The sequence below is a fragment of the Flavobacterium plurextorum genome (assembly GCF_024638035.1).
GTDB classification, from domain to species: domain Bacteria; phylum Bacteroidota; class Bacteroidia; order Flavobacteriales; family Flavobacteriaceae; genus Flavobacterium; species Flavobacterium plurextorum.
The window spans coordinates 2,444,423-2,464,260 of the sequence record NZ_CP100442.1; the positions used below are offsets into that span (position 1 = coordinate 2,444,423).

Genomic DNA, 19,838 nt, shown 5'->3' on the forward strand with positions numbered 1-19,838 from the left:
TTAATACGTTACGTATTCAGTAATTTCAAGACCATATCCAATGATTCCAACGCGTTTTGTTTGTTCTGTATTAGAAACTAATCTAATTTTTGAAATATCAATATCGTGGAGTATTTGAGCGCCAATTCCGTAATCTTTACTGTCAATAATTACTTTTGGAGCTTTCAAAGTTCCCTGCGCTTGTAATACCTTAAGTTCAGAAATTCTGTTTAGTAAGTTTACAGCCGTCATATCTTGGTTAATAAAGATAACAGCGCCTTTACCATTTTCATTAATAACTTTAAACATATCGTCTAATTGCTGTTCTGCATTATTAGTTAGTGTGCCTAATAAGTCGTTATTTACTTGCGAAGAGTGAATTCTTGTTAAGATTGGCTCACCAAGATTCCATGTTCCTTTAGTTAAGGCAATATGAATTTGTTTATTGGTAGTTTGTTCGTAAGCTCTTAATCTGAAAGTCCCAAAACGAGTTTCGATATCAAAATCTTCTTTTTTAACGATCAAGCTGTCGTGCTGCATTCTGTAGGCAACTAAGTCTTCAATTGATACCAATTTTAAATTGAATTTTTTAGCTACTTTAAAAAGTTCTGGTAAACGAGACATTGTTCCATCTTCGTTTAAAATTTCACAAATTACACCAGCAGGTTTAAAACCAGCTAGTCTTGCAAAATCAATAGCAGCTTCTGTATGGCCAGTTCTTCTTAAAACACCTCCTTGTTTGGCTATTAAAGGAAAAATATGACCAGGACGTGCTAAATCATGAGGTTTTGTATTTGGATCAACTAATGCTAGAACAGTTTTAGATCTATCTGCTGCCGAAATTCCTGTTGTTACTCCATTGCCTTTTAAATCAACAGAAACAGTAAAAGCAGTTTCCATATGATCTGTATTGTTTGTAACCATTGCACGTAAATCAAGTTCCTTACAACGGCTTTCTGTAAGTGGTGTACAGATTAATCCGCGTCCGTGAGTAGCCATGAAATTGATCATTTCCGGCGTTACTTTCTCGGCTGCAGCCAAAAAATCACCTTCATTTTCGCGATCTTCATCATCGACTACAATGATTACTTTACCTTGACGAATGTCTTCTATGGCTTCTTCAATGGTATTCAGTTGAATTTTTGTTGACATAATTATTGTTTATTTTGAGTCGGTGAAAACCGCTCAGCAATTTTTTGAAATAGTTGTGAAATAGGAGTGGTTATCGCGTCAAAATTAATCAATCCGTTATCATTTGTAGCACGATAAGTAAGTAATACAGCTAATGGGAGTAATATAAATGAAGACATCCATGATCCCATAAATGGAGACATTCCGCCTTCTTGCGATAATCTTTTTCCAAACGTATTGATGAAATGAAAAGAGATGAAAATTAAAACTGCAAAAACAATTGGTAGTCCAAGTCCTCCTTTTCGTATAATAGCTCCTAATGGGGCTCCAATGAAAAACATTAAAAAACAAGCAAAAGCAATTACGAATTTTTCGTACAATGCTGTTAAGTGTTTATTGATTTCGCGCTGTTTGTCTTTTAGATCTTTTTGAGTCGATTCAATTGAGTAAATGTTACTGGAAACATTACTGCTGGCCATTTTTAGAATGTCAGACTTTTGTTTATTTGTATATAAAGACAAAAGGTCGTTTGGTAAAGCTTTTTTCTTTTTAGCCTTATCTACATTGATTGGAGCTATTGATTTTCTAATACCAACACGCTGATTGATATTTTCAGAGAACGAAATAATTTCGGTGTCTAGATTTTTGCTTAATGAGTCTAAGGTATAGCGCAGTTCATTTACATTAAGCATTGCATTTGTTCCGGCAATACTTTCTTTACTGTCATCAACTTTATTTAATTCTGATAAATCAATGTTAATGATATGTTTTTTAAAAGCGGCTTTTATAAATGGAAGCTTGGCACGATCCTCGTATTTTTTTGGAGTAACATCTTGATAGTAGTAACCATTATTCAAAACCAGTTTTAAAATACTAGAATTTTCATTACTGATTAATTCTCCATCTTTGGCTTTGATAACAGTTTTGTTTTCTCCAACGTTATTTGATTTTTCATGAATTGTAACGCCGGTTAGTATATTTCCGTTTTCTCCAGATTTTTTATTTACTTTAATATTGTAAGTTCCAACATCGTTAAATTGTCCTTCGGCAATTGCCATTGCGGGTTTTGCCTGAGCGATATTTTTTCGGAAATTAACAAATTTATATTCAGCATAAGGAATAACGTTGTTGGCAAACCAAAAGGCTACAATGCTCAGAACGAATATAAAAACAACGAGAACTCTCATGGCTCTTTGAAGCGATATTCCAGATGATTTCATCGCTGCAAATTCATAGTTTTCGGCCAAATTTCCGAAACTCATAATCGAAGCTAATAAAACTGATAAAGGTAAAACCAGCGGAATAATACGCGGCATTGAGAAAAGCAGGAATTTAATAACTAATACAAAGTCAAGATCCTTACCTGCAAGTTCTGCAATAAAAAGCCATACGGTTTGTAATATGAATATAAAAAAAAGGATTACGAATACCGTAGTAAACGTAATCAGAAATGTTTTTAGTAAGTATTTGTCTAAAATTTTCAACCTTGTAATTAATCTAATTTATTGATGTAGTATTTCGGGTATTTACTCGCTACAAAGGTAAATTGATTTTTTGATAAAGGCTGATTGGTTTTAAAAGAATTAACGGTCAAAGTAGTTTTTGTTCCGTTTTTTCCAGTTTCAATTAAATTGTATATGTGTTTTGTCTGAACATCAATGCCTAAAAGAATCTCTTTTCTTTGGTCTTTTGCATTTGTAGGAGCTAGTTTTATGTATTGAATTTTTCTTCCTTTAACATTTTGTACAATATCCATATTGTATTTGTAGCCAGAATTGAAAAAAGTCAACATTTTTGAAGGTGTAATAGCGTTGTCGTCTTTTTCGTTTACTTTAGAAATAGTAACTTCTTCATCTTCAGGATTAATTGTGTATGTTTTTTGTCCGTCGAATATTTTAGTTACGCCCATAAAATTCAATACATATTGATTTCCTTTCATGGTTACATTTCCTTTACTGTCTTGATTAATGTTTTCCTTTGCGTTATTCAAAGAATATTTAAAATCGATTACAATATTGTTGTAGCTCTTTATTTTTGAAGTTACTTCGTTCAATAAATCTTTGGCTTTTTTATCCTGAGCTTGAATAGAAGTGAAGCTCAAAAGCAATAAGATTGCCATTTGAAAACACTTTTTACTCATGTTAGTGATAGAATTGTTCTTGATTTCCTGAATTTTTGTTCTCATGATTGGATTAATTTTGTTCATTGTTAAAAAATTGATCAAGAGCACTAAGGTCAGAGATGTTCACGCTTCTCGCTTTACTGCCTTCAAAAGGGCCAACGATTCCAGCTGCTTCCAGCTGATCGATCAAACGACCGGCTCTGTTGTATCCTAATTTTAATTTTCGTTGCAGTAATGAAGCAGAACCTTGCTGCGCATTGACAATAATCTCTGCGGCTTCTCTAAATAAGGTGTCTCTTTCGGAAATATCCATATCAAGATTAATGCCAGTTTCCTCTCCAACAAACTCTGGAAGTAAATAAGCTGTTGAATATGCTTTTTGTGAACCAATAAAATCAGTTATTTTTTCAACTTCTGGAGTGTCAATAAAGGCGCATTGAACACGAATTACATCATTCCCGTTTGAGTATAATAAATCTCCACGTCCAATTAATTGATCAGCACCTTGCGTATCTAAGATAGTTCTAGAGTCAATTTTTGATGTTACTCTAAAAGCAATTCTTGCAGGGAAATTGGCTTTAATTAAACCTGTAATTACGTTTACAGATGGTCTTTGTGTTGCGATAATTAAGTGAATACCAATGGCACGCGCTAATTGCGCAAGACGAGCAATTGGAATTTCAACTTCTTTTCCTGCAGTCATAATTAAATCGGCGAACTCATCAACAACCAAAACAATGTAAGGCAGAAAACGATGTCCAGCTTCTGGATTTAATTTTCTTGATTTGAATTTTTCGTTGTATTCTTTGATGTTACGAACCATTGCATCTTTCAATAAAGAATAGCGATTGTCCATTTCAACACAAAGAGAATTTAAAGTATTTACAACTTTTGCATTATCTGTAATAATAGCATCTTCCGTATCTGGAAGTTTTGCTAAATAGTGTCTTTCAATTTTGTTGAAAAGCGTAAGCTCTACTTTTTTTGGATCAACCAACACAAATTTTACTTCGGCAGGATGTTTTTTGTATAAAAGCGAGGTTAAAACAGCATTTAATCCAACAGATTTCCCTTGTCCTGTAGCACCTGCCATTAATAAGTGAGGCATTTTGGATAAATCGACAACAAAAGTTTCGTTCGAAATGGTTTTTCCTAAAGCGATAGGCAATTCCATTTCAGCTTCTTGAAATTTGGCTGAACCAATTACACTTTTCATAGAAACCATCGTTGGATTCTTGTTAGGAACCTCGATACCAATTGTTCCTTTTCCTGGAATTGGAGCGATAATACGAATTCCTAATGCAGATAATGATAAAGCAATATCGTCTTCTAAACTTTTAATTTTTGAAATTCTGATTCCGGCTTCCGGAACAATTTCATATAAAGTTACCGATGGACCAACGGTTGCTTTAATCTGTGCAATTTCAATTTTGTAGTTACGAAGTGTGTCTACAATCTTGTTTTTATTTTCTTCTAATTCTTCTTGATTAATAGTGATTCCGCCAGTCGAATATTCTTTTAATAAATCGATGGTTGGGAATTTGTAATTTGATAAATCTAAAGTTGGGTCAAATAAACCAAAATCAGCAACCAATCTTGAAGCTAGATTTTCTTCAATAATATCTTCTTCCTCAGCTTTTTCAATGACAAATTCTTCAGTATGAACTGGAGCAGTTACAGTTACGGGATTAATATCCATCTGAACTGGTTTTACAACTGGATTTAAATCAATTTCTGATGAATGTGAAATTGTTGGTTTTAAGGCTTCTTTGTTGATTTCGAATTTAGAATCGTCTGTCTTTAGATGAATATTATCCAATTCAGGATCTTCTTCGATCGCAAATTCTTCTAGATTATAGGCGCTTTCTGGTTGTGGTACAGGTTTTATAGCATTTAATTCAGTTTTGAACTCCTTTTTGGTAGAGTCAAAGTAAGATTGAATTTTTTCTGGCGAAAGTTTAATTTTAAAAATTAAATAAACGATCAATCCAAAAAGCAATGTTAATAAAGTTCCTGTTTTTCCAATATAATCCTGAAGGAAAAGGTTTAATTCATAACCAATTGTTCCACCAAGTTCTGGTGCCGAAGTTGCGAAAAAACCAAATAGAATTGAAATGATTATAATAGCAAATAGATCCCAAAACCAAGTGTTTTTTAGTTTTTTAGTAGAAAGTTCTAATGCTAAAAACAAACCGGTTAGGAAAAATAAGCGTACAAAAATAAAAGAGGCGATTCCGAAACCTCTATAAACAATTAAGTCAGCAAGAAATGCTCCGAATTTTCCGAGCCAGTTTTCTACAACTTCGCCGCGATCTCCAAGCTGGCTGACCGCACTTTGGTCTGCTTGCCATTGTCCGTTAACATAAAAAGAAATAAATGCAACTAATAGTGCAATTGAAAAGAGAACCAAAAGACAGCCTGCAACAAATTTTTGTTGTTTGGAAAATTTCCATGACCTTATTGTCTCCGTTTTTGATTCGTTTTTTTTGTCTACAGTTTCCTTTTTGGTTGTTTTTGCCATTCTTGCTTTCCTTGCCTATGTAAATTTTGGAATATAAATAATCAATCCTATTGCTATTGCTGTCATTGCGGCAAAAAACACTGCGCCTGCAGCAATATCTTTAATAAAACCGATTCGTTTGCTGTAATCAGGATGAATAAAATCGGCAATTTTTTCAACAGCCGTATTCAATCCTTCAACACTTAAAACTAAACCAATGGCTAAGGTTTGACAAAGCCATTCGGTTTGTGAAATATGAAAATAGAAACCAGCAATAGTCATTATAATTCCCAATGAGAATTGAACCATAATGCTGTGTTCTGTTTTTATAAGTTTTACAGCTCCGTTAAAAGCATATGTCATACTTTTTAATCGGCCGGTAACAAAGGTATTATCTTTTTGAAACTCCATTTATAGGAAAATATTATAGTGCAGCAAGAGCTGCTTCGTAATTTGGTTCATTTGCAATTTCTGCAACTTGCTCTGTATGTGTAATTGTTCCGTCAGCATCTACAACAATAATTGCTCTTGAATGTAAACCAGCTAAAGGTCCGTCAACGATTTCTAAACCGTTTGCTTTACCAAAACTTCCGTCTTTAAAATCAGATAAATTAACAACATTTTCTAAACCTTCTGCACCACAAAAACGTTTTTGAGCGAAAGGTAAATCTCTAGAAATACATAAAACTTTTGTGTTTTCTAAGTCGCTTGCACTTTGATTAAATTTTCTAACAGATGCTGCGCAAGTTCCAGTGTCAACACTTGGAAAAATGTTTAAAACTAATTTCTTACCAGCGAAATCACTTAATGAAGCAACTGATAAATCGTTTTGAACTAATTTGAAGTCAGCAAGTTTAGAACCAACTGCTGGTAACTCTCCTGATGTATGAACTGGATTACCTCCTAATGTTATTGAAGCCATGATTTTTGTTTAAAATTAATGAGGCTCAAAAGTAAGGATTAATATTTGAATCTAAAAGTATTTGTTTTGGGTTTAAGGAGAGATTAAGGTTGGTTTTTGGATAGCCACGAATTCACGAATTTGTTTCATAATTTTAGGTTTATTACGCTTGTCAGGCTGAGCGGAGTCGAAGCCCGCGTAAGTAGCTCCACCATTTAAATTGCTCATCTTTTTCGATTTGCTTTGTGTAGGCTTCGACTCCGCTCAGCCTGACAAAGGTTTTGCGAAAACTGTGACTGAACATTAAACACTGTAAAATAAAAAAAAGCGTCTCTTATTCAGAAACGCTTTCTCGGTCATGTTTTTTTGTTTTTTCTCTGAAAAAGAGGTCGATTTATTTGTCAATCGAGCCCAAAACGCGTTTCATGAATGCGTTTAAAGCTTCTTTTTTATCAGTTCCTTGCGAAACCATTTTGTGCACTTCAAGAGCGCCATACATATTTGAAATCAATTCGCCAATTACGTCTAATTCTTCATCTTTTAAAGAAGGGATTTCGGTCATAGCTTCTAGAACTTCGATAGTCTCAATGATATAATCCTGATCGTTTTCTTCGATAAATTGCGTTAACTGCTTTATTACTGGTAATTTCATATTTTTTTGTTTAAGCGTTAAATCGTTTATTTGTTTAATCGATTAAACGAATAAACAAATAACCAATTAAACAATTGCGTTTACAAGATCGATTAAAACTTCTTGTTTGGTGGTTTGAGTTTCTCCAACTAATTGTCCGTTTACAAAAGTTGCAAATGTTGGCAAGTTACTAACGTTAGCAAGCTTTCTTGATTCAGGAGAATTTTCTGCATCAACCAAAACAAAAGTGATAGCTTCATTTTCTGTGGCTAATTTTTTGAATTTTGGTTTCATAATACGGCAGTTTCCACACCATGATGCTGAATATTGTACTACTACTTTTTCGTTTTTAGCAACTAAATCTGCTAACGTATCTTCGTTTAAGTCGATTAACATAGTTATATTTTTTAAGGTGCTAAGTCGCTGAGGTACTAAGGTTCTAAGTTTTTTTAGCCCTTAGTCCATAAAATGACTTAACGTTAAAATTATTTTTTTTGAGATCTAAAGCTATCGAGGTTCTAAGATTCTAAGTGTTAATCTTAGAACCTGATAACTATATTGTAGAATTGTATTTAAGATTTGGAAGTTCAGTAAAAAAACTTAGCGTCTCAGTAACTTAGAACCTCAGAACCTTAAAAAGAATTAGTTTGCGCTTAAGTATTCAGCTGTACTTAGTCTGTCTGCAGACATTGCTTCTTTACCAGCTTCCCAGTTTGCAGGACAAACTTCACCTTTAGTTTGGATGTGAGTATAAGCATCAACCATTCTTAAGTATTCGTTTACGTTACGTCCTAATGGCATATCGTTTACACTTTCGTGGAAGATTTTTCCAGTTTCGTCAATTAAGTAAGTAGCTCTGAATGTTACATTTGAACCTTCGATAATAACTGAATCAGTTTCTTCACTGTATTCTGTAGAATCAATATCAAGAATACCTAAAATGTTAGCTAAGTTACGGTTTGTATCCGCTAAGATTGGGTAAGTAACACCTTCGATTCCACCATTGTTTTTTGGAGTATTTAACCAAGCAAAGTGAACTTCGTTAGTATCGCAAGAAGCACCAATTACGATAGTATTTCTTTTTTCGAATTCTGGTAATGCAGCTTGAAAGGCGTGTAATTCAGTTGGACATACAAAAGTAAAATCTTTTGGGTACCAAAATAAAAGTACTTTTTTATTGTTGTTTACTGCTTCTTCAAAAATGTTGATTTTTAAATTGTCACCCATTTCTGAGATAGCATCTACTGCAATACTTGGGAATTTTTTTCCTACTAAAGACATAATATTCGTTTTACGTTAAAAATTTATTTGATGCAAAAGTAGGGCATAACTACAGGTTCTTACAATAAGATGTGATTATAAAAATTTATAAGTTAATAAGTTTTGACTATTTGTGGTTGTAAATTATTGAATATCAATATTTACAGGAAGAGTCCCGTTGGTGATAAAATTTTCTAAAAATTGAATTCCTGCCGTTTTTTGAAATTCTTCAAAATCTTGATACGCCTGAAATAATCCTGAAGCCTTTTTAAGATTCGGAATTATAGGTAAAACGTATGGATTTCCAAAAACATAAAGGATGCATTTTTTGGTTTCAAGCAAATCAGAAAGTAATTCTAAAACTTCATTGTCGATTTCGAAATTATTCATTGGTTTTGCTTTTGGAACAAATAATGAAACAATAATGGTTTCGAAATTTTCTAATTGTTTTTTAATCGTTGTAATATCTGAAGCTTCCAGATTTTCAAAGGCAAATTCAGGTGAAGGTAATTTTGCTCCTAAGGTTTTGAAGAAACTGTTTTCGTTGTTTTTATATAAACTTAGTTTGGCTAGTTTATTGTCTTTTTGAGCATCAAAAGCTAATTCTGTGCTTGAATTGTCGATGATTTTTGTAATCACGTTTTGGGCAATTTCTAGATTTAGAGCTGCTGTTTTTTCGAAGTTTAATTCGCCCAAAGCAGCTGTGCTTCCAGAAAGAATTCCAGCTTTTTCTTTAGCTTTCATAATTCTATTAAAGCTTTCTTCAATACGTTCTGGCGAAGCATTTTTTAAGATTTCTTCGATTCCTTCGGGAACATTTTCTGCAAAACATAAAACATCGTTTCCAGCATTAAATGCTTCCCATTCTAAATGTCCTTTGGTTTCATATAGTTTCGAAACGCTGTGCATATTTAAAGCGTCAGAAATAACCAAACCATCATAACCTAATTTATCACGCAAAAGATCTTGAATAACAGCTTTTGATAAAGTTGCCGATGTGTCTTTTCCGTCGTTCAAACTGGGAACAGCCAAATGTCCAATCATAATCGAATCGACATTATTTTCGATTCCTTTAATGAAAGGATACAATTCGTTCTCCATTAATTCTTCCAGTGTTTCCTTTAAAACAGGTAATCCTAAATGCGAATCAACATTAGTATTTCCGTGTCCAGGAAAGTGTTTCAGGCAACCTAAAACGCCAACTTCAGACATTCCGTTTAAATATTCAATCGAAAAATCGGCTACTTTTTCTTTGTTTTCACCAAAAGAACGATATCCAATAACCGGATTATTTGGGTTATTATTGATGTCTGCCAAAGGCGACAAATTGTATTGAATTCCGGCTGCTTTTAAGTCTAAACCAATTTGTTTTCCAACTTCGTAAACTAACTTAGATTTGTTTGCTGGCAAAGCACCAAGTGTAATTGCATACGGATATTGTGGTGTTTTTTCGATACGCATTGCCAATCCCCATTCAGCATCAATACTGATTAAGAGCGGAGTAGAAGCGGCTTTTTGATAACGAGCAATCAGCACTTTGATTTTCTCGTAGCTGTCGTCGTTAAAAACAACTTTTTTCTTGCTTTCATAATTTGTTGCAGCGCTGGCACGACTGTGGAAAAACGTTAATCCGCCAATGTTGTGTTCTTTTATTAAACGTTCCGTTTCCTGAATATTTTCTTCGGTATCGTTGATAAAAACGGCAGGAAAAAAGAACTGCCCGATTTTTTGTTTTAATGCTTCGGTTGTGATTTTCATTTTTATAAAGTCTTTTTCATACATACACTATTATCAACCTTTTCGTAAGGCGGATAATTTGGAATGATGGTATAGTTTAATTTCTGATATAGATTTATTGCTTCTGGCTGGTTTTTGCCTGTTTCCAGAATAGTGTGTTTGTATTTTACTTCGGCTGCCCAAATTTCTAATTCGGCCAATATTTTTGAGGCTATTCCTTTTTTTCGATAGTCAGGATGAACATACATTCGTTTAATTTCGACTGTGTCTGATTCTTTTTTTCTAAAAGCGCCGCATCCAACAGCTTTATCATTTTCATAAAAAACGACAACGTGTTTTATTTTATCGGTCTTATTAAACTGATTGTAAAATGCATGATCATCACCGTCTCTAATGGCTAAATCCTGATCTAATAAAACGACCAGATTTTTAAAATCGATATCGTCAGAATTTGTTCGTTTTATGGTAATCATGATCTAAAATATTTTTATCAGTATCGCTTAATTTTTAACACATAGAAATATAGAATTTACATCTCGGAAAAGGCGTTTCACTTTATTTAAAATACATCCCGACACTTCGGGACTATGTGTTGAGAAATGAGTTTCTCTTTTTTATTCTTTTCGCACAAAAAAATCTATGTTTCTATGTGTTAAAAAAAAATACTTTATTTCAGTTTTGCCTTTTTTTGTTTGGCTATTTGTTTTTTGGTTTCAATTGCTTTTTCCAATCGGTTTTTAAAACGGAAAAGCTTTGGCAGCCCTTCAATTCGGTCTTCGATTGTAATTTCTTCGTAAACAATAATAGCTTTTTCTAAAACCCGAATTTCATTGTCTAGATCGAGCTGATTTTTGTAAATAGCGGCAAGTCGATCATAAGAGTGATTTCCTTTAAAACCTTCTTTTATGTTTTCTTCGTATAACGCAATTGCTTTTTCAATTTCTCCGGCTTTTTCAAATTCAATTGCTTTCAGGTTTCTTTCGGCCTGTTTAGTTTCATTGATTTCCATGGGCGTTATATGGTATAGCGGTTATTCTATTTTTTTACCGAAATCTTTCGGGAAATCTAAAAATCTAGAAAGTATCAAACCTGGAATTGTAGCTAATAATACCCAGATAAAGAAATTCTCGTAACCTAGATATTTTTGTATAAAACCGCTTAACATTCCCGGAAGCATCATTCCTAAAGCCATAAAACCAGTTGCAAGAGCGTAATGCGCTGTTTTCGATTCTCCTTCGGCAACATGTATTAAATACATCATAAAACCTGTAAAACCAAAACCATATCCAAACTGCTCAAGAACAACTGTTATACAAGTATAGAGATTTAGAGGAGAGTTAATTTCGAAAAAATACAGATTTAAATGCAGATGAAAGATTTCTTCAGGTTGAAAATGAGCTAACCCAATAAAGCCGATAATAGGTAAATGCATGGCAAGAAACATAGGAAGCATCCATTTTGTAAGTCCATGTTTAGAGATTGCAATTCCGCCTAAAATACCTCCAACGGTTAAAGCGAAAATCCCCAAAGTACCATAGATTATTCCAACTGCTTCTGTATCTAATCCCATTCCGCCTAATTCTTTTCCGTCAAGTAAAAATGGACTTAACATTTTTAGAAGCTGCGATTCTCCAAGTCTGAAAACAAGTATAAAAGCCAGAATTAAACCAATTTGCTTTTTTTGAAAGAAGCTGATAAATACAGTTGCAAAGCTTTGGTGCTGCTGTGTGTTTTTATCATTTGCAGATGCGTTTATTTCATTTTTTGGCGTGAAGATAAAGTTGTAAGCAGTTATGAATGTCATTAATAAACCAACAGCAATCATGGTATAGGACCAAGCTTTGGTATTATCACCATATTTATGTTCCAGATAACCTGCAAAAAGCACGATTAATCCATTTCCCGCTAACATTGAAAGTCTGTAAAATGTACTTCTGATTCCGAGGAAAAAAGATTGCTGTTCTTTTGGTAAAACCAATAAATAAAAGCCATCGCTGGCAATATCATTTGAAGCTGATGCAAAAGCAGCAACCCAAAAAATAGCCAAAGTCATTATAAAGAAACCATTGAGCGGAATTGTAAATCCTACGAGTAAAAATGCAATTGAAATTAATAACTGCATCGATAAAAACCATTTTCTTTTGGTTCCGGTTAAATCAATAAATGGACTCCATAAAGGTTTAATTACCCACGGGAGATATAGTAAACTGGTGTAAACACCAATGTCTTCATTTGAAATTCCTAAGTTTTTGTACATAATTACCGAAACGGAGATAATTACGGCGTACGGTAATCCTGAGGCAAAGTTGAGAAGCGGGATCCAAAACCAAGGAGTATGATTATCTGTTTTCATTAGGTTGGGCAGGTAAATAGATTTTAAAATTCTTTTTTAAGTCTGCTGCAGTTGGTGTACTTTCATTGGCAAAATAGTCAATAAATGTAATTGCGCAGGCTTTGTATTGTCTGATTTTTTCAGCAGGGATTGAAAATGAAATAACACCATCTTTTTCAATCGCTCTTACTTTGTCGATTATTTTTGTTGCATCGTTAATATCGACTTTTGAAATATGATCGCCGCCATAAATTACAATATAGCGCACATTTGTATTCAGTGGATTTTTTAAACTGAATGAATATTTTGTACTGTCTTTTACAAATTCAGTTACTACAGGTGTATCAATAATAATGTGTTTTAAATTGGGAACGGCTGCAGGAATTGCAGGATATTTATATTGATTTTCTTCTAAAATTCTTGCGACATCAAAGTTTTTATTCATAAACCATTTCGAACTGAAATAAGCGCTGCCCGAAACATTTTTGAAGCTTCTTGCAAAGTCAACTTGCGTTGGAATTTCATTTGCAAAATTCCAGCTTTTATCGCCGTCACCTCTAATTTTATACGAAGCGTGTCCGATATAAATTGCGGTATTGTTAGAGTTTTCTGACCACCATTTTACCAATTTTGAGTACGAAGCTCTCGGATTGTTCATACTCCAATATAATTGAGGTAAAATATAATCGATCCACTTTTGATCCATCCATAACAGCGGATCAGCATATAAATCGTCATAGTTTGAAGTAGATTGTGTTTCAGAACCTTTAGGATCTTGCGCTTTATTTCGCCAAACGCCAAACGGACTAATTCCGAATTGAACCCACGGTTTACTTGCTTTTATTGTAGTAGAAATGGTGTGTACAAAGTTGCTCACATTTGCACGACGCCAGTCAGAACGGCTTAAGCCTGAGCCATATTTTTTGAAGGAAGCATTGTCATTAAAAACTTTTCCGGGAATTGTATACGGGTAAAAATAATCATCAAAATGAATGGCATCAATATCATATTTATCAACTACTTCCTTAATTACTTTAGTTAAATGTTCCTGAACTTCAGGTAAAGCTGGGTCATAATACCATTTTCCGCCATATTCAATCATCCATTCCGGATGTTTGAAAAGATCATGATTTGGACTTAGTTGCTGCTTATTTAAATCGAAAGTTGCACGATATGGATTCAGCCATGCGTGAAATTCAAAGCCTCTGTTATGTGCTTCTTCAATCATCCATGCCAATGTATCATAATATGGGTTTGGTGCCTGACCTTCTTTTCCTGTCAAAAATCTTGACCAAGGTGCTAGTTCTGATGGATAAATAGCATCACCTACACTTCTAATTTGAACAATTACAGCATTATAATTTAGCTTTTTATAGGTGTTTAGAATTTCTAAATAATCAGCTTTTTCTTTTTCAACATTATCAATTGATGTTTTTGGCCAGTCGATGTTTACCACGGTGGCGATCCAAACACCTCTAAATTCATTTTTAGGATGCATTACTTTTTCTTGTGAAAAGGATTTCCATCCGAAGAAAAATAAAAATAGTAAAGAGAACAGTAAGTGCTGGTTTTTATGCATTTCAATCTTTTTTAACAGAAACCAAAAATAGTTTTTTTAATGGATTATAATAAATAATTCAGAAATTATAATTTGAACGTTATTTATGCGGATTTCTTACAATTGGTTTTTGTTTTTTACGACAGTTTTACCGATTTTCAATTTTTGGCAATTACTGTTTGATATTACTAGTTTTTTGATAATAAATTAAATGTATTTAGAAGATAAAAATCGAGGCGTAACTAAACGCCTCGATTTTAATAGATCTTATATTGCAGGATCTGGAGGTGTATTAGTATTGTTGTTTCTTTCAGAATCTGGATAAGGATACCAATTACGGTTTCTTTCTGCACCAGCAGTTCCAGCTCCTGGACGATCAAATCTTCTGCTGTCTTCTAGTTTTAAACTTGACATATACATTTCGATACAGCGATTTCTATAAATCTCAGTCAAAATAGCAGGTTTTGTAAGTGCTCCAGCGTACGGCGCTAGATTTGCTCCAATTCCGTAAGTATCAGCGGCAGCTGTTTTAGTCAAAACTTTGTTCAATTCTATAACGGCTTGTGGCAGATTATCTTTTCTAGCATACGCTTCTGCAGTGATCAGCGTCATTTCACCCGGTAAATAAACAGGAATCGGCTTAAGATTAGTATCAAAAAATCCAGTTGCAACTGTAGGGTTTGAACCTGGTTTAATGTAGAAATTCAATCTTCCGTCAGAACTTGAAGGAGCTAGGGAAGCAGGCAGACCTAATGTTAAATCAACAGGCTGAAATACGTTGTTTGTCGTTATAGAAATATAAGCAATTGGATTTGGACTAATTTGATCGAAAGCAAATACTGATTTAACCGAAAGGTCAACTTTGGCAGCATATGCGATTGCATTGTCATAATCTCCAGCCATTAAATAAGTTCTGGCTAAAAGAGCATATACTGTGTTTTTGTAATTAACAGTACTTACTAAGCCGGTAACTCCAGTTGCTTTATCTAAAAATGGTTCTGTCGCTTTTAGTATTTTAATCGCTTCAGCTAAAACGTCGGCTCTACTGTCAAAAGTGGCATTTTTTCCTGTTTTTAGAGGAATACTTTGAAAGTACTGAACCATTGTAGTTATTGCCATTGCTTTAAAAATAGTAGCATGAACAAGAACGCTTGCTTTTTCAGTTTCGGCAGTTAAAACATCAACATGATCAATAATTTTTTGCGATTCAGATTTAATCACAAGGCATTGTGACCATAGATTATTTACTACATTATTTTTAGTAGAAAGTACTTCGCCGCCCACAGAAAGTTCACCTTCGTCAACATTTCCTGCATTTAACAATCGAAGTTCTTTTGTTGTAAATCCGTTTCCAGTAATAGTATTGTAAACAGGACTTGTTCTGTCAATAGTCCAAAGTTGCTGTAATCCGTTTGCAGCACCAATAATACCTTCTCTAGAGCCAAAAACTAAATCCTGAGAGGGCTTTGTTGGGTCTAGATACTCTTCGTTGCAGCTGATAAAAAGTAATGCAAAGGCTGCTATAGGGATGAATATTTTTTTCATAATATTTTTGTTTGATTAAAATTGAACTTTTACTGCCAATGAATATGAACTAGGAATTGGCACTGTTCCAAAATTGTATTTCGCCACCGAAGATTGTCCTCCAGAATTTGTCTCTGGATCGAAACTCGTAAAATTATCCCATGAAATTAGGTTTCTTCCGCTTGCAGTAATTACTAAATCATCAAAGAAATTATTTAATTTTCCAAAAGAATAATTTAAAGATACCTCTCTTAATTTTAAGTAGCTTCCGTCAACTACTCTAAATTCTTCGATGTTGTAAACAGACCAAATGTACCCGCGAGGTAATTCTCCGCTAAGTTCTTTAGCAACTAGAGTTCCAGAACCTACACCTTGTCTTGTTCTATAATCTGCATCAAAAACATTTACGCCTTGTACGCCGTCAAATAATACTGATAAACCGAATTTTTTGTAATTCAGATTTGTTCCAAAAGAAATAATGTAATCTGGATTTGGGTTTCCAATTTGTTTGTTCAAAATTGTTCCTGTAGGTTGTCCAGAAGCATCTCTTTGTGGAACTCCAGTATTTACATCTCCTTTTTCAGTTTGAGGATAACCGGTTGGCGTAAGCAATAAGCTTCCGTCTGCATTTCTTGCAAAGTACGTACCGTAGAAAATACCAATTGGTTTATCCATTTCAACAAAAACTGGCGCTCCAGCTAAATTGCTGTCTAGTTTAAAACGCTGCTGTGGTAATCCCGTTACTTTATTTCGGTTGCTGCTATAGTTTACAAAAAGATCAAGATGCAGGTTTTCTTTTTTAATAAGGTCGTATTTAAGGTTTACCTCAAAACCTTTATTGTTCATTTGACCAATGTTTTTAATTGTGTTTGTTGCTCCTTCAGAAGCTGCTAATTGAACTGGTAATAACAAATCATCAATATCAGCATTGTAATAACTGAATGATAAATTCAAACGATCTTTTATAAATCCAAAATCACCACCTATTTCATAAGTAACACTTTGTTCTGGTTTTAAGTCTAAATTTCCTTGTTTGAAACCTTCAATAGTAAAAGTACTATTTCCTAAAAGTGTTCCTGTAGAGTAATTTGTAAAACGAGCATAAGGTTTAATAGCTGTTAAACTTCCTGATTTTCCCCATGAACCTCTAAGTCTCGCAGAACTTACAACATCATGAATACCTTCCATGAATTTTTCATCAGAAAGTACATAACTTAAACTTGCTTTTGGATAAAACTGAGATCTATTGTCTTTAGAAAATATAGTCGAAGCGTCTTGTCTTCCTGCCAAAGTAATGTATAATTTGTCTTTATAACCAATAGTTTCCTGAAGATAAAAACCCCATAAATTGTATTTTGACTGGCTTGAACTTGGTGAACCTGGAATTAAAGTATTGAAAGCATTTATAGTTTCAATAAATGGTTTTAAGTTACGTCCTTCAACAGCTGCAAAATTATCACGATACGTTTGTACGTTGTAACCACCGTAAGTTGTAGCTTTCCATTTGTCGTTTATATTCCAAAGATATCTTAAGTTCAAGTCATTATTAAATTGAACCACTCTGTTAGTCGCTTCAGAAACGTAACCATCATTATAATAAGCAGGATTAACCACATATGGATATCTCGGAATAAATACATTTCCTCTTTGATTGTAATTGTCGACACCAAAAATCATATCAGCATTGAAATTTTTAAAAGGAACATAATTTAATTGTAAGTCCGAAATAATACGATCCGTATTTTGTTTGATTTTGAACGTTTCTATAATAGAAAGCGGATTAACTCTATTAGGATCAACCGCTAATAAGTTTCCATTAGCATCTCTTTTATTAATGTCGTAAGTATTATTAGTAATATTTATAGAGTTAATTGGACTCCAGAAAACGTTTCCATCAGGTTTTTCATTTGAGGCAGAATTAATATAATTCAAACCTACAGTTGCAGACAATTTTGAATTGAAATCATGTTTCAATCTTACTTTTGCACCCGCTCTTTTAAAATCGGTATTTTTTACAATTCCTTCGTTTACTAAATAGCCAAGAGATGCAAAGTATTTTGTTTTTTCATCTCCGCCTTGTAATGAGAAATAAGTATCTGTTCCAACACCAGTTGTAAAAATGTCATCTTGATAATCATAACGCTGTACATCTATCGTTCTAGTTTCAAGCTCTCTTCCTAATACATTTACAGTAGTTGGACTTTTAGGATTCCCCTGAATAGGGAACAAAGCAGGTGAAGCATTTACAAACTGTTTGTTAGACGTATTCAAGTCTAGTTTTTTGCGGATTTGGTTAGAAGTTACACTAGTCGAAAAAGTATATCTTGTTTCGCCTGCAACACCTTTTTTAGTTGTGATTAAAACCACACCATTAGCCGCTCTCGATCCGTAAATAGCTGCGGCAGCTCCACCGTTCAATACTTCAATACTTTGTATATCATTAGGATTAATATCAGATGATCTGTTTTGACCAATCTGCATATTAGAGTTTCCAGTCGTTACATTTAAGTTTGTTACGTTTGTTGTTGCATTGTTTAAAACAACTCCATCAATAACATACAAAGGATCCGAAGAACCTAAAATAGACGATGTTCCTCTAAGTTTAATGCTGAAACCTCCTGCAGGATCACCCGAGTTTTGAGAAACCTGTGCTCCGGCAATTTTACCTTGCAAAGCAGTCGAAAGTCCGCCTGGCTGAGCTTTTATTAAGTCTTCGCCCTTTAAACTAGTAACGGCGTTTCCTAACTCTTTTCGAGTAGCACGTACAGTAGATCCAAGTACAACGACTTCAGAAAGAGTGTTGGTTTCTTCGGCCATTCTTAGATTAATTACATTAGTGCTGTTAGAAATTTTGACCTTTTTAGCACCAAAGCCAACAAAACTAAAAACTAATGTTTCATTTTCATTTACGGAAATGCTGAATTTTCCGTCTAAATCGGTTACAGTGCTTTTAGAAGTTCCTTCGATCAAGACAGAAACCCCTGGCAGCGAAAGCCCGTCAGATTCACTTTTAATTGTACCACTTACGGTTTTTGTCTGAGCAAATATGGGCTGCGCAAACAAAATGGTTCCAAATAAAATAAATAATAGTTTTTTCATATTAAAGTATTTGATTAGTTATAGAATCTAAATTTAGAAAAATTTTTTAATAAATGCGATTTTTTGCATCTTATTTAATTTATTATATACAAAATGCATAATAATGCATTTTATTTTTTTGTTTAAACGTTATTTCTGATTTGTAAGCGTCTTTGATAAAATATCACCCCTAAATCGTGCACAATAATGCAATATATTTTATATTTGTAAAAAAAATCAGATGCTTAAAAGAGAAAGACATCAATTTATCATGGATAAATTTAAGAATGTCGAAAAAATCAATACTATTGATCTCGCTTTAGAATTAAATATCTCTGAAGATACAATACGCAGAGATTTTAATGAATTGCATAATAAAGGCTTGATTAATAAAGTTTACGGAGGCGCTTTTCTAGTAAAAGATAAGCCGGGCAATGTATTTGATATTGCTATCATTAATGAAGATAAAAAAAACATAGTAGGACAAAAAGCCTTGTCGTTTTTAGTTGACGGACAAGTAATTATAATGACTGGAGGAACTACCAACTTATCTTTTTGTAAACTTATTCCAAAAGATTTATCGGCTACTATATATACGTATAGTCTGCCCATAGCCATGCAGTTGTCACAGCATCCTAATATAGAACTGATTTTTATTGGAGGAAAATTGCAAAAAAATGCAATGGTAACTGTAGGAATAGATGTTGTGCAAGTATTGTCAAAAATTAAAGCCGACGTTTGTTTTTTGGGCGTAAGCAGTCTAGACGTAAATCAAGGACTGACCGAAATGGGTTATGAAGTTTCGATTATTAAAAAAGAAATGATTAAAGCTTCTGCCAAAGTTATCGTTTTGGCAACTTCAGACAAGATCAATGGCAAAATGCCCCATAAAGTCTGCGATCTAAATCAAATAGATGCTATTGTAACTGAATTAAGTCCTAACAGTTCTAAAATCAAAAATTTTGCCGATGCCGGCGCCCGTTTGTTTTAAGAAATAATTGACTTTTTAAAATCTTAAACCGTTGCAGTTGATTATACAAAAATTGATTTTCTATACCGCCACACGAAAGAATTTGCGCAGGAGC

Annotated in this window: 17 protein-coding genes; 1 reads left to right on the plus strand and 16 read right to left on the minus strand. The window is 33.6% G+C overall.

The genetic code is table 11. The features are described from left to right. From ribB to NLG42_RS10905, 16 genes are all read right to left on the minus strand, one after another. Nucleotides 1-1,131 (minus strand): 3,4-dihydroxy-2-butanone-4-phosphate synthase, encoded by a 1,131-nt coding sequence (ribB, locus tag NLG42_RS10830; RefSeq protein ID WP_257683773.1) that lies wholly within the window; start codon nt 1,129-1,131, stop codon nt 1-3. Nucleotides 1,132-1,133: 2 nt separating this feature from the next. Next, nucleotides 1,134-2,594, minus strand: a complete 1,461-nt coding sequence (locus NLG42_RS10835) for an LptF/LptG family permease (protein ID WP_089056791.1) — start codon at nt 2,592-2,594, stop codon at nt 1,134-1,136. Between the two features lie 8 nt (nt 2,595-2,602). Then, nucleotides 2,603-3,250, minus strand: a complete 648-nt coding sequence (gene lolA1, locus NLG42_RS10840; protein ID WP_199170258.1) for an outer membrane lipoprotein periplasmic chaperone LolA1 — start codon at nt 3,248-3,250, stop codon at nt 2,603-2,605. Nucleotides 3,251-3,302: 52 nt separating this feature from the next. After that, nucleotides 3,303-5,753, minus strand: coding sequence for a DNA translocase FtsK (locus NLG42_RS10845; protein WP_257683774.1), 2,451 nt, complete (start codon nt 5,751-5,753; stop codon nt 3,303-3,305). Nucleotides 5,754-5,768: 15 nt separating this feature from the next. Next, entirely contained in the window at nt 5,769-6,143 is a 375-nt protein-coding gene (locus NLG42_RS10850) for a diacylglycerol kinase (RefSeq protein ID WP_089054575.1), read from the minus strand. A 13-nt stretch (nt 6,144-6,156) separates the two neighbouring features. Next, nucleotides 6,157-6,654: a thiol peroxidase gene (gene tpx, locus NLG42_RS10855; protein WP_089056789.1), complete on the minus strand. Its 498-nt coding sequence runs from the start codon at nt 6,652-6,654 to the stop codon at nt 6,157-6,159. A gap of 373 nt (nt 6,655-7,027) precedes the next feature. After that, nucleotides 7,028-7,285: a DUF6952 family protein gene (locus NLG42_RS10860; protein WP_042566605.1), complete on the minus strand. Its 258-nt coding sequence runs from the start codon at nt 7,283-7,285 to the stop codon at nt 7,028-7,030. Between the two features lie 66 nt (nt 7,286-7,351). Continuing rightward, the gene (locus tag NLG42_RS10865; RefSeq protein ID WP_257683775.1) at nt 7,352-7,660 is read right to left on the minus strand and encodes a thioredoxin family protein; all 309 of its coding nucleotides are present in this window, start codon (nt 7,658-7,660) and stop codon (nt 7,352-7,354) included. A 246-nt stretch (nt 7,661-7,906) separates the two neighbouring features. Beyond that, on the minus strand, nt 7,907-8,545 hold the full coding sequence (locus NLG42_RS10870; RefSeq protein ID WP_089056788.1) for a peroxiredoxin: 639 nt from the start codon (nt 8,543-8,545) through the stop codon (nt 7,907-7,909). 123 nt (nt 8,546-8,668) lie between these two features. Further along, nucleotides 8,669-10,282: a glycoside hydrolase family 3 protein gene (locus NLG42_RS10875; protein WP_257683776.1), complete on the minus strand. Its 1,614-nt coding sequence runs from the start codon at nt 10,280-10,282 to the stop codon at nt 8,669-8,671. A 2-nt stretch (nt 10,283-10,284) separates the two neighbouring features. Then, a complete protein-coding gene (locus tag NLG42_RS10880) occupies nt 10,285-10,734 on the minus strand; it encodes a GNAT family N-acetyltransferase (protein WP_257683777.1) in 450 nt (149 codons plus the stop codon). A 194-nt stretch (nt 10,735-10,928) separates the two neighbouring features. Continuing rightward, nucleotides 10,929-11,270: a hypothetical protein gene (locus NLG42_RS10885; protein WP_257683778.1), complete on the minus strand. Its 342-nt coding sequence runs from the start codon at nt 11,268-11,270 to the stop codon at nt 10,929-10,931. Between the two features lie 21 nt (nt 11,271-11,291). After that, on the minus strand, nt 11,292-12,614 hold the full coding sequence (locus tag NLG42_RS10890) for an MFS transporter (protein WP_257683779.1): 1,323 nt from the start codon (nt 12,612-12,614) through the stop codon (nt 11,292-11,294). Next, nucleotides 12,601-14,172 carry a glycoside hydrolase family 10-like protein gene (locus NLG42_RS10895; RefSeq protein ID WP_257683780.1) on the minus strand — a complete coding sequence of 524 codons (1,572 nt, stop codon included), beginning with the start codon at nt 14,170-14,172 and terminating at the stop codon, nt 12,601-12,603. The genes NLG42_RS10890 and NLG42_RS10895 overlap by 14 nt, the downstream gene beginning before the upstream one ends. 246 nt (nt 14,173-14,418) lie before the next feature. Beyond that, nucleotides 14,419-15,696, minus strand: a complete 1,278-nt coding sequence (locus tag NLG42_RS10900) for a RagB/SusD family nutrient uptake outer membrane protein (protein WP_257683781.1) — start codon at nt 15,694-15,696, stop codon at nt 14,419-14,421. A gap of 15 nt (nt 15,697-15,711) precedes the next feature. Then, nucleotides 15,712-18,774, minus strand: a complete 3,063-nt coding sequence (locus tag NLG42_RS10905; RefSeq protein WP_257683782.1) for a SusC/RagA family TonB-linked outer membrane protein — start codon at nt 18,772-18,774, stop codon at nt 15,712-15,714. A 220-nt stretch (nt 18,775-18,994) separates the two neighbouring features. Here NLG42_RS10905 and NLG42_RS10910 point away from each other — a divergent pair, with 220 nt between their 5' ends. Beyond that, the gene (locus tag NLG42_RS10910) at nt 18,995-19,744 is read left to right on the plus strand and encodes a DeoR/GlpR family DNA-binding transcription regulator (protein WP_257683783.1); all 750 of its coding nucleotides are present in this window, start codon (nt 18,995-18,997) and stop codon (nt 19,742-19,744) included. The last annotated feature ends 94 nt before the right edge of the window (nt 19,745-19,838 follow it).

Bases quoted from the DNA above. Each gene is read 5' to 3' on its own strand.
- ribB (WP_257683773.1), bottom strand. From the start codon at position 1,131: ATGTCAACAAAAATTCAACTGAATACCATTGAAGAAGCCATAGAAGAC.
- lolA1 (WP_199170258.1), bottom strand. From the start codon at position 3,250: ATGAGTAAAAAGTGTTTTCAAATGGCAATCTTATTGCTTTTGAGCTTC.
- NLG42_RS10845 (WP_257683774.1), bottom strand. From the start codon at position 5,753: ATGGCAAAAACAACCAAAAAGGAAACTGTAGACAAAAAAAACGAATCA.
- NLG42_RS10850 (WP_089054575.1), bottom strand. From the start codon at position 6,143: ATGGAGTTTCAAAAAGATAATACCTTTGTTACCGGCCGATTAAAAAGT.
- tpx (WP_089056789.1), bottom strand. From the start codon at position 6,654: ATGGCTTCAATAACATTAGGAGGTAATCCAGTTCATACATCAGGAGAG.
- NLG42_RS10860 (WP_042566605.1), bottom strand. From the start codon at position 7,285: ATGAAATTACCAGTAATAAAGCAGTTAACGCAATTTATCGAAGAAAAC.
- NLG42_RS10865 (WP_257683775.1), bottom strand. From the start codon at position 7,660: ATGTTAATCGACTTAAACGAAGATACGTTAGCAGATTTAGTTGCTAAA.
- NLG42_RS10870 (WP_089056788.1), bottom strand. From the start codon at position 8,545: ATGTCTTTAGTAGGAAAAAAATTCCCAAGTATTGCAGTAGATGCTATC.
- NLG42_RS10875 (WP_257683776.1), bottom strand. From the start codon at position 10,282: ATGAAAATCACAACCGAAGCATTAAAACAAAAAATCGGGCAGTTCTTT.
- NLG42_RS10880 (WP_257683777.1), bottom strand. From the start codon at position 10,734: ATGATTACCATAAAACGAACAAATTCTGACGATATCGATTTTAAAAAT.
- NLG42_RS10885 (WP_257683778.1), bottom strand. From the start codon at position 11,270: ATGGAAATCAATGAAACTAAACAGGCCGAAAGAAACCTGAAAGCAATT.
- NLG42_RS10890 (WP_257683779.1), bottom strand. From the start codon at position 12,614: ATGAAAACAGATAATCATACTCCTTGGTTTTGGATCCCGCTTCTCAAC.
- NLG42_RS10895 (WP_257683780.1), bottom strand. From the start codon at position 14,172: ATGCATAAAAACCAGCACTTACTGTTCTCTTTACTATTTTTATTTTTC.
- NLG42_RS10900 (WP_257683781.1), bottom strand. From the start codon at position 15,696: ATGAAAAAAATATTCATCCCTATAGCAGCCTTTGCATTACTTTTTATC.
- NLG42_RS10905 (WP_257683782.1), bottom strand. From the start codon at position 18,774: ATGAAAAAACTATTATTTATTTTATTTGGAACCATTTTGTTTGCGCAG.
- NLG42_RS10910 (WP_257683783.1), top strand. From the start codon at position 18,995: ATGCTTAAAAGAGAAAGACATCAATTTATCATGGATAAATTTAAGAAT.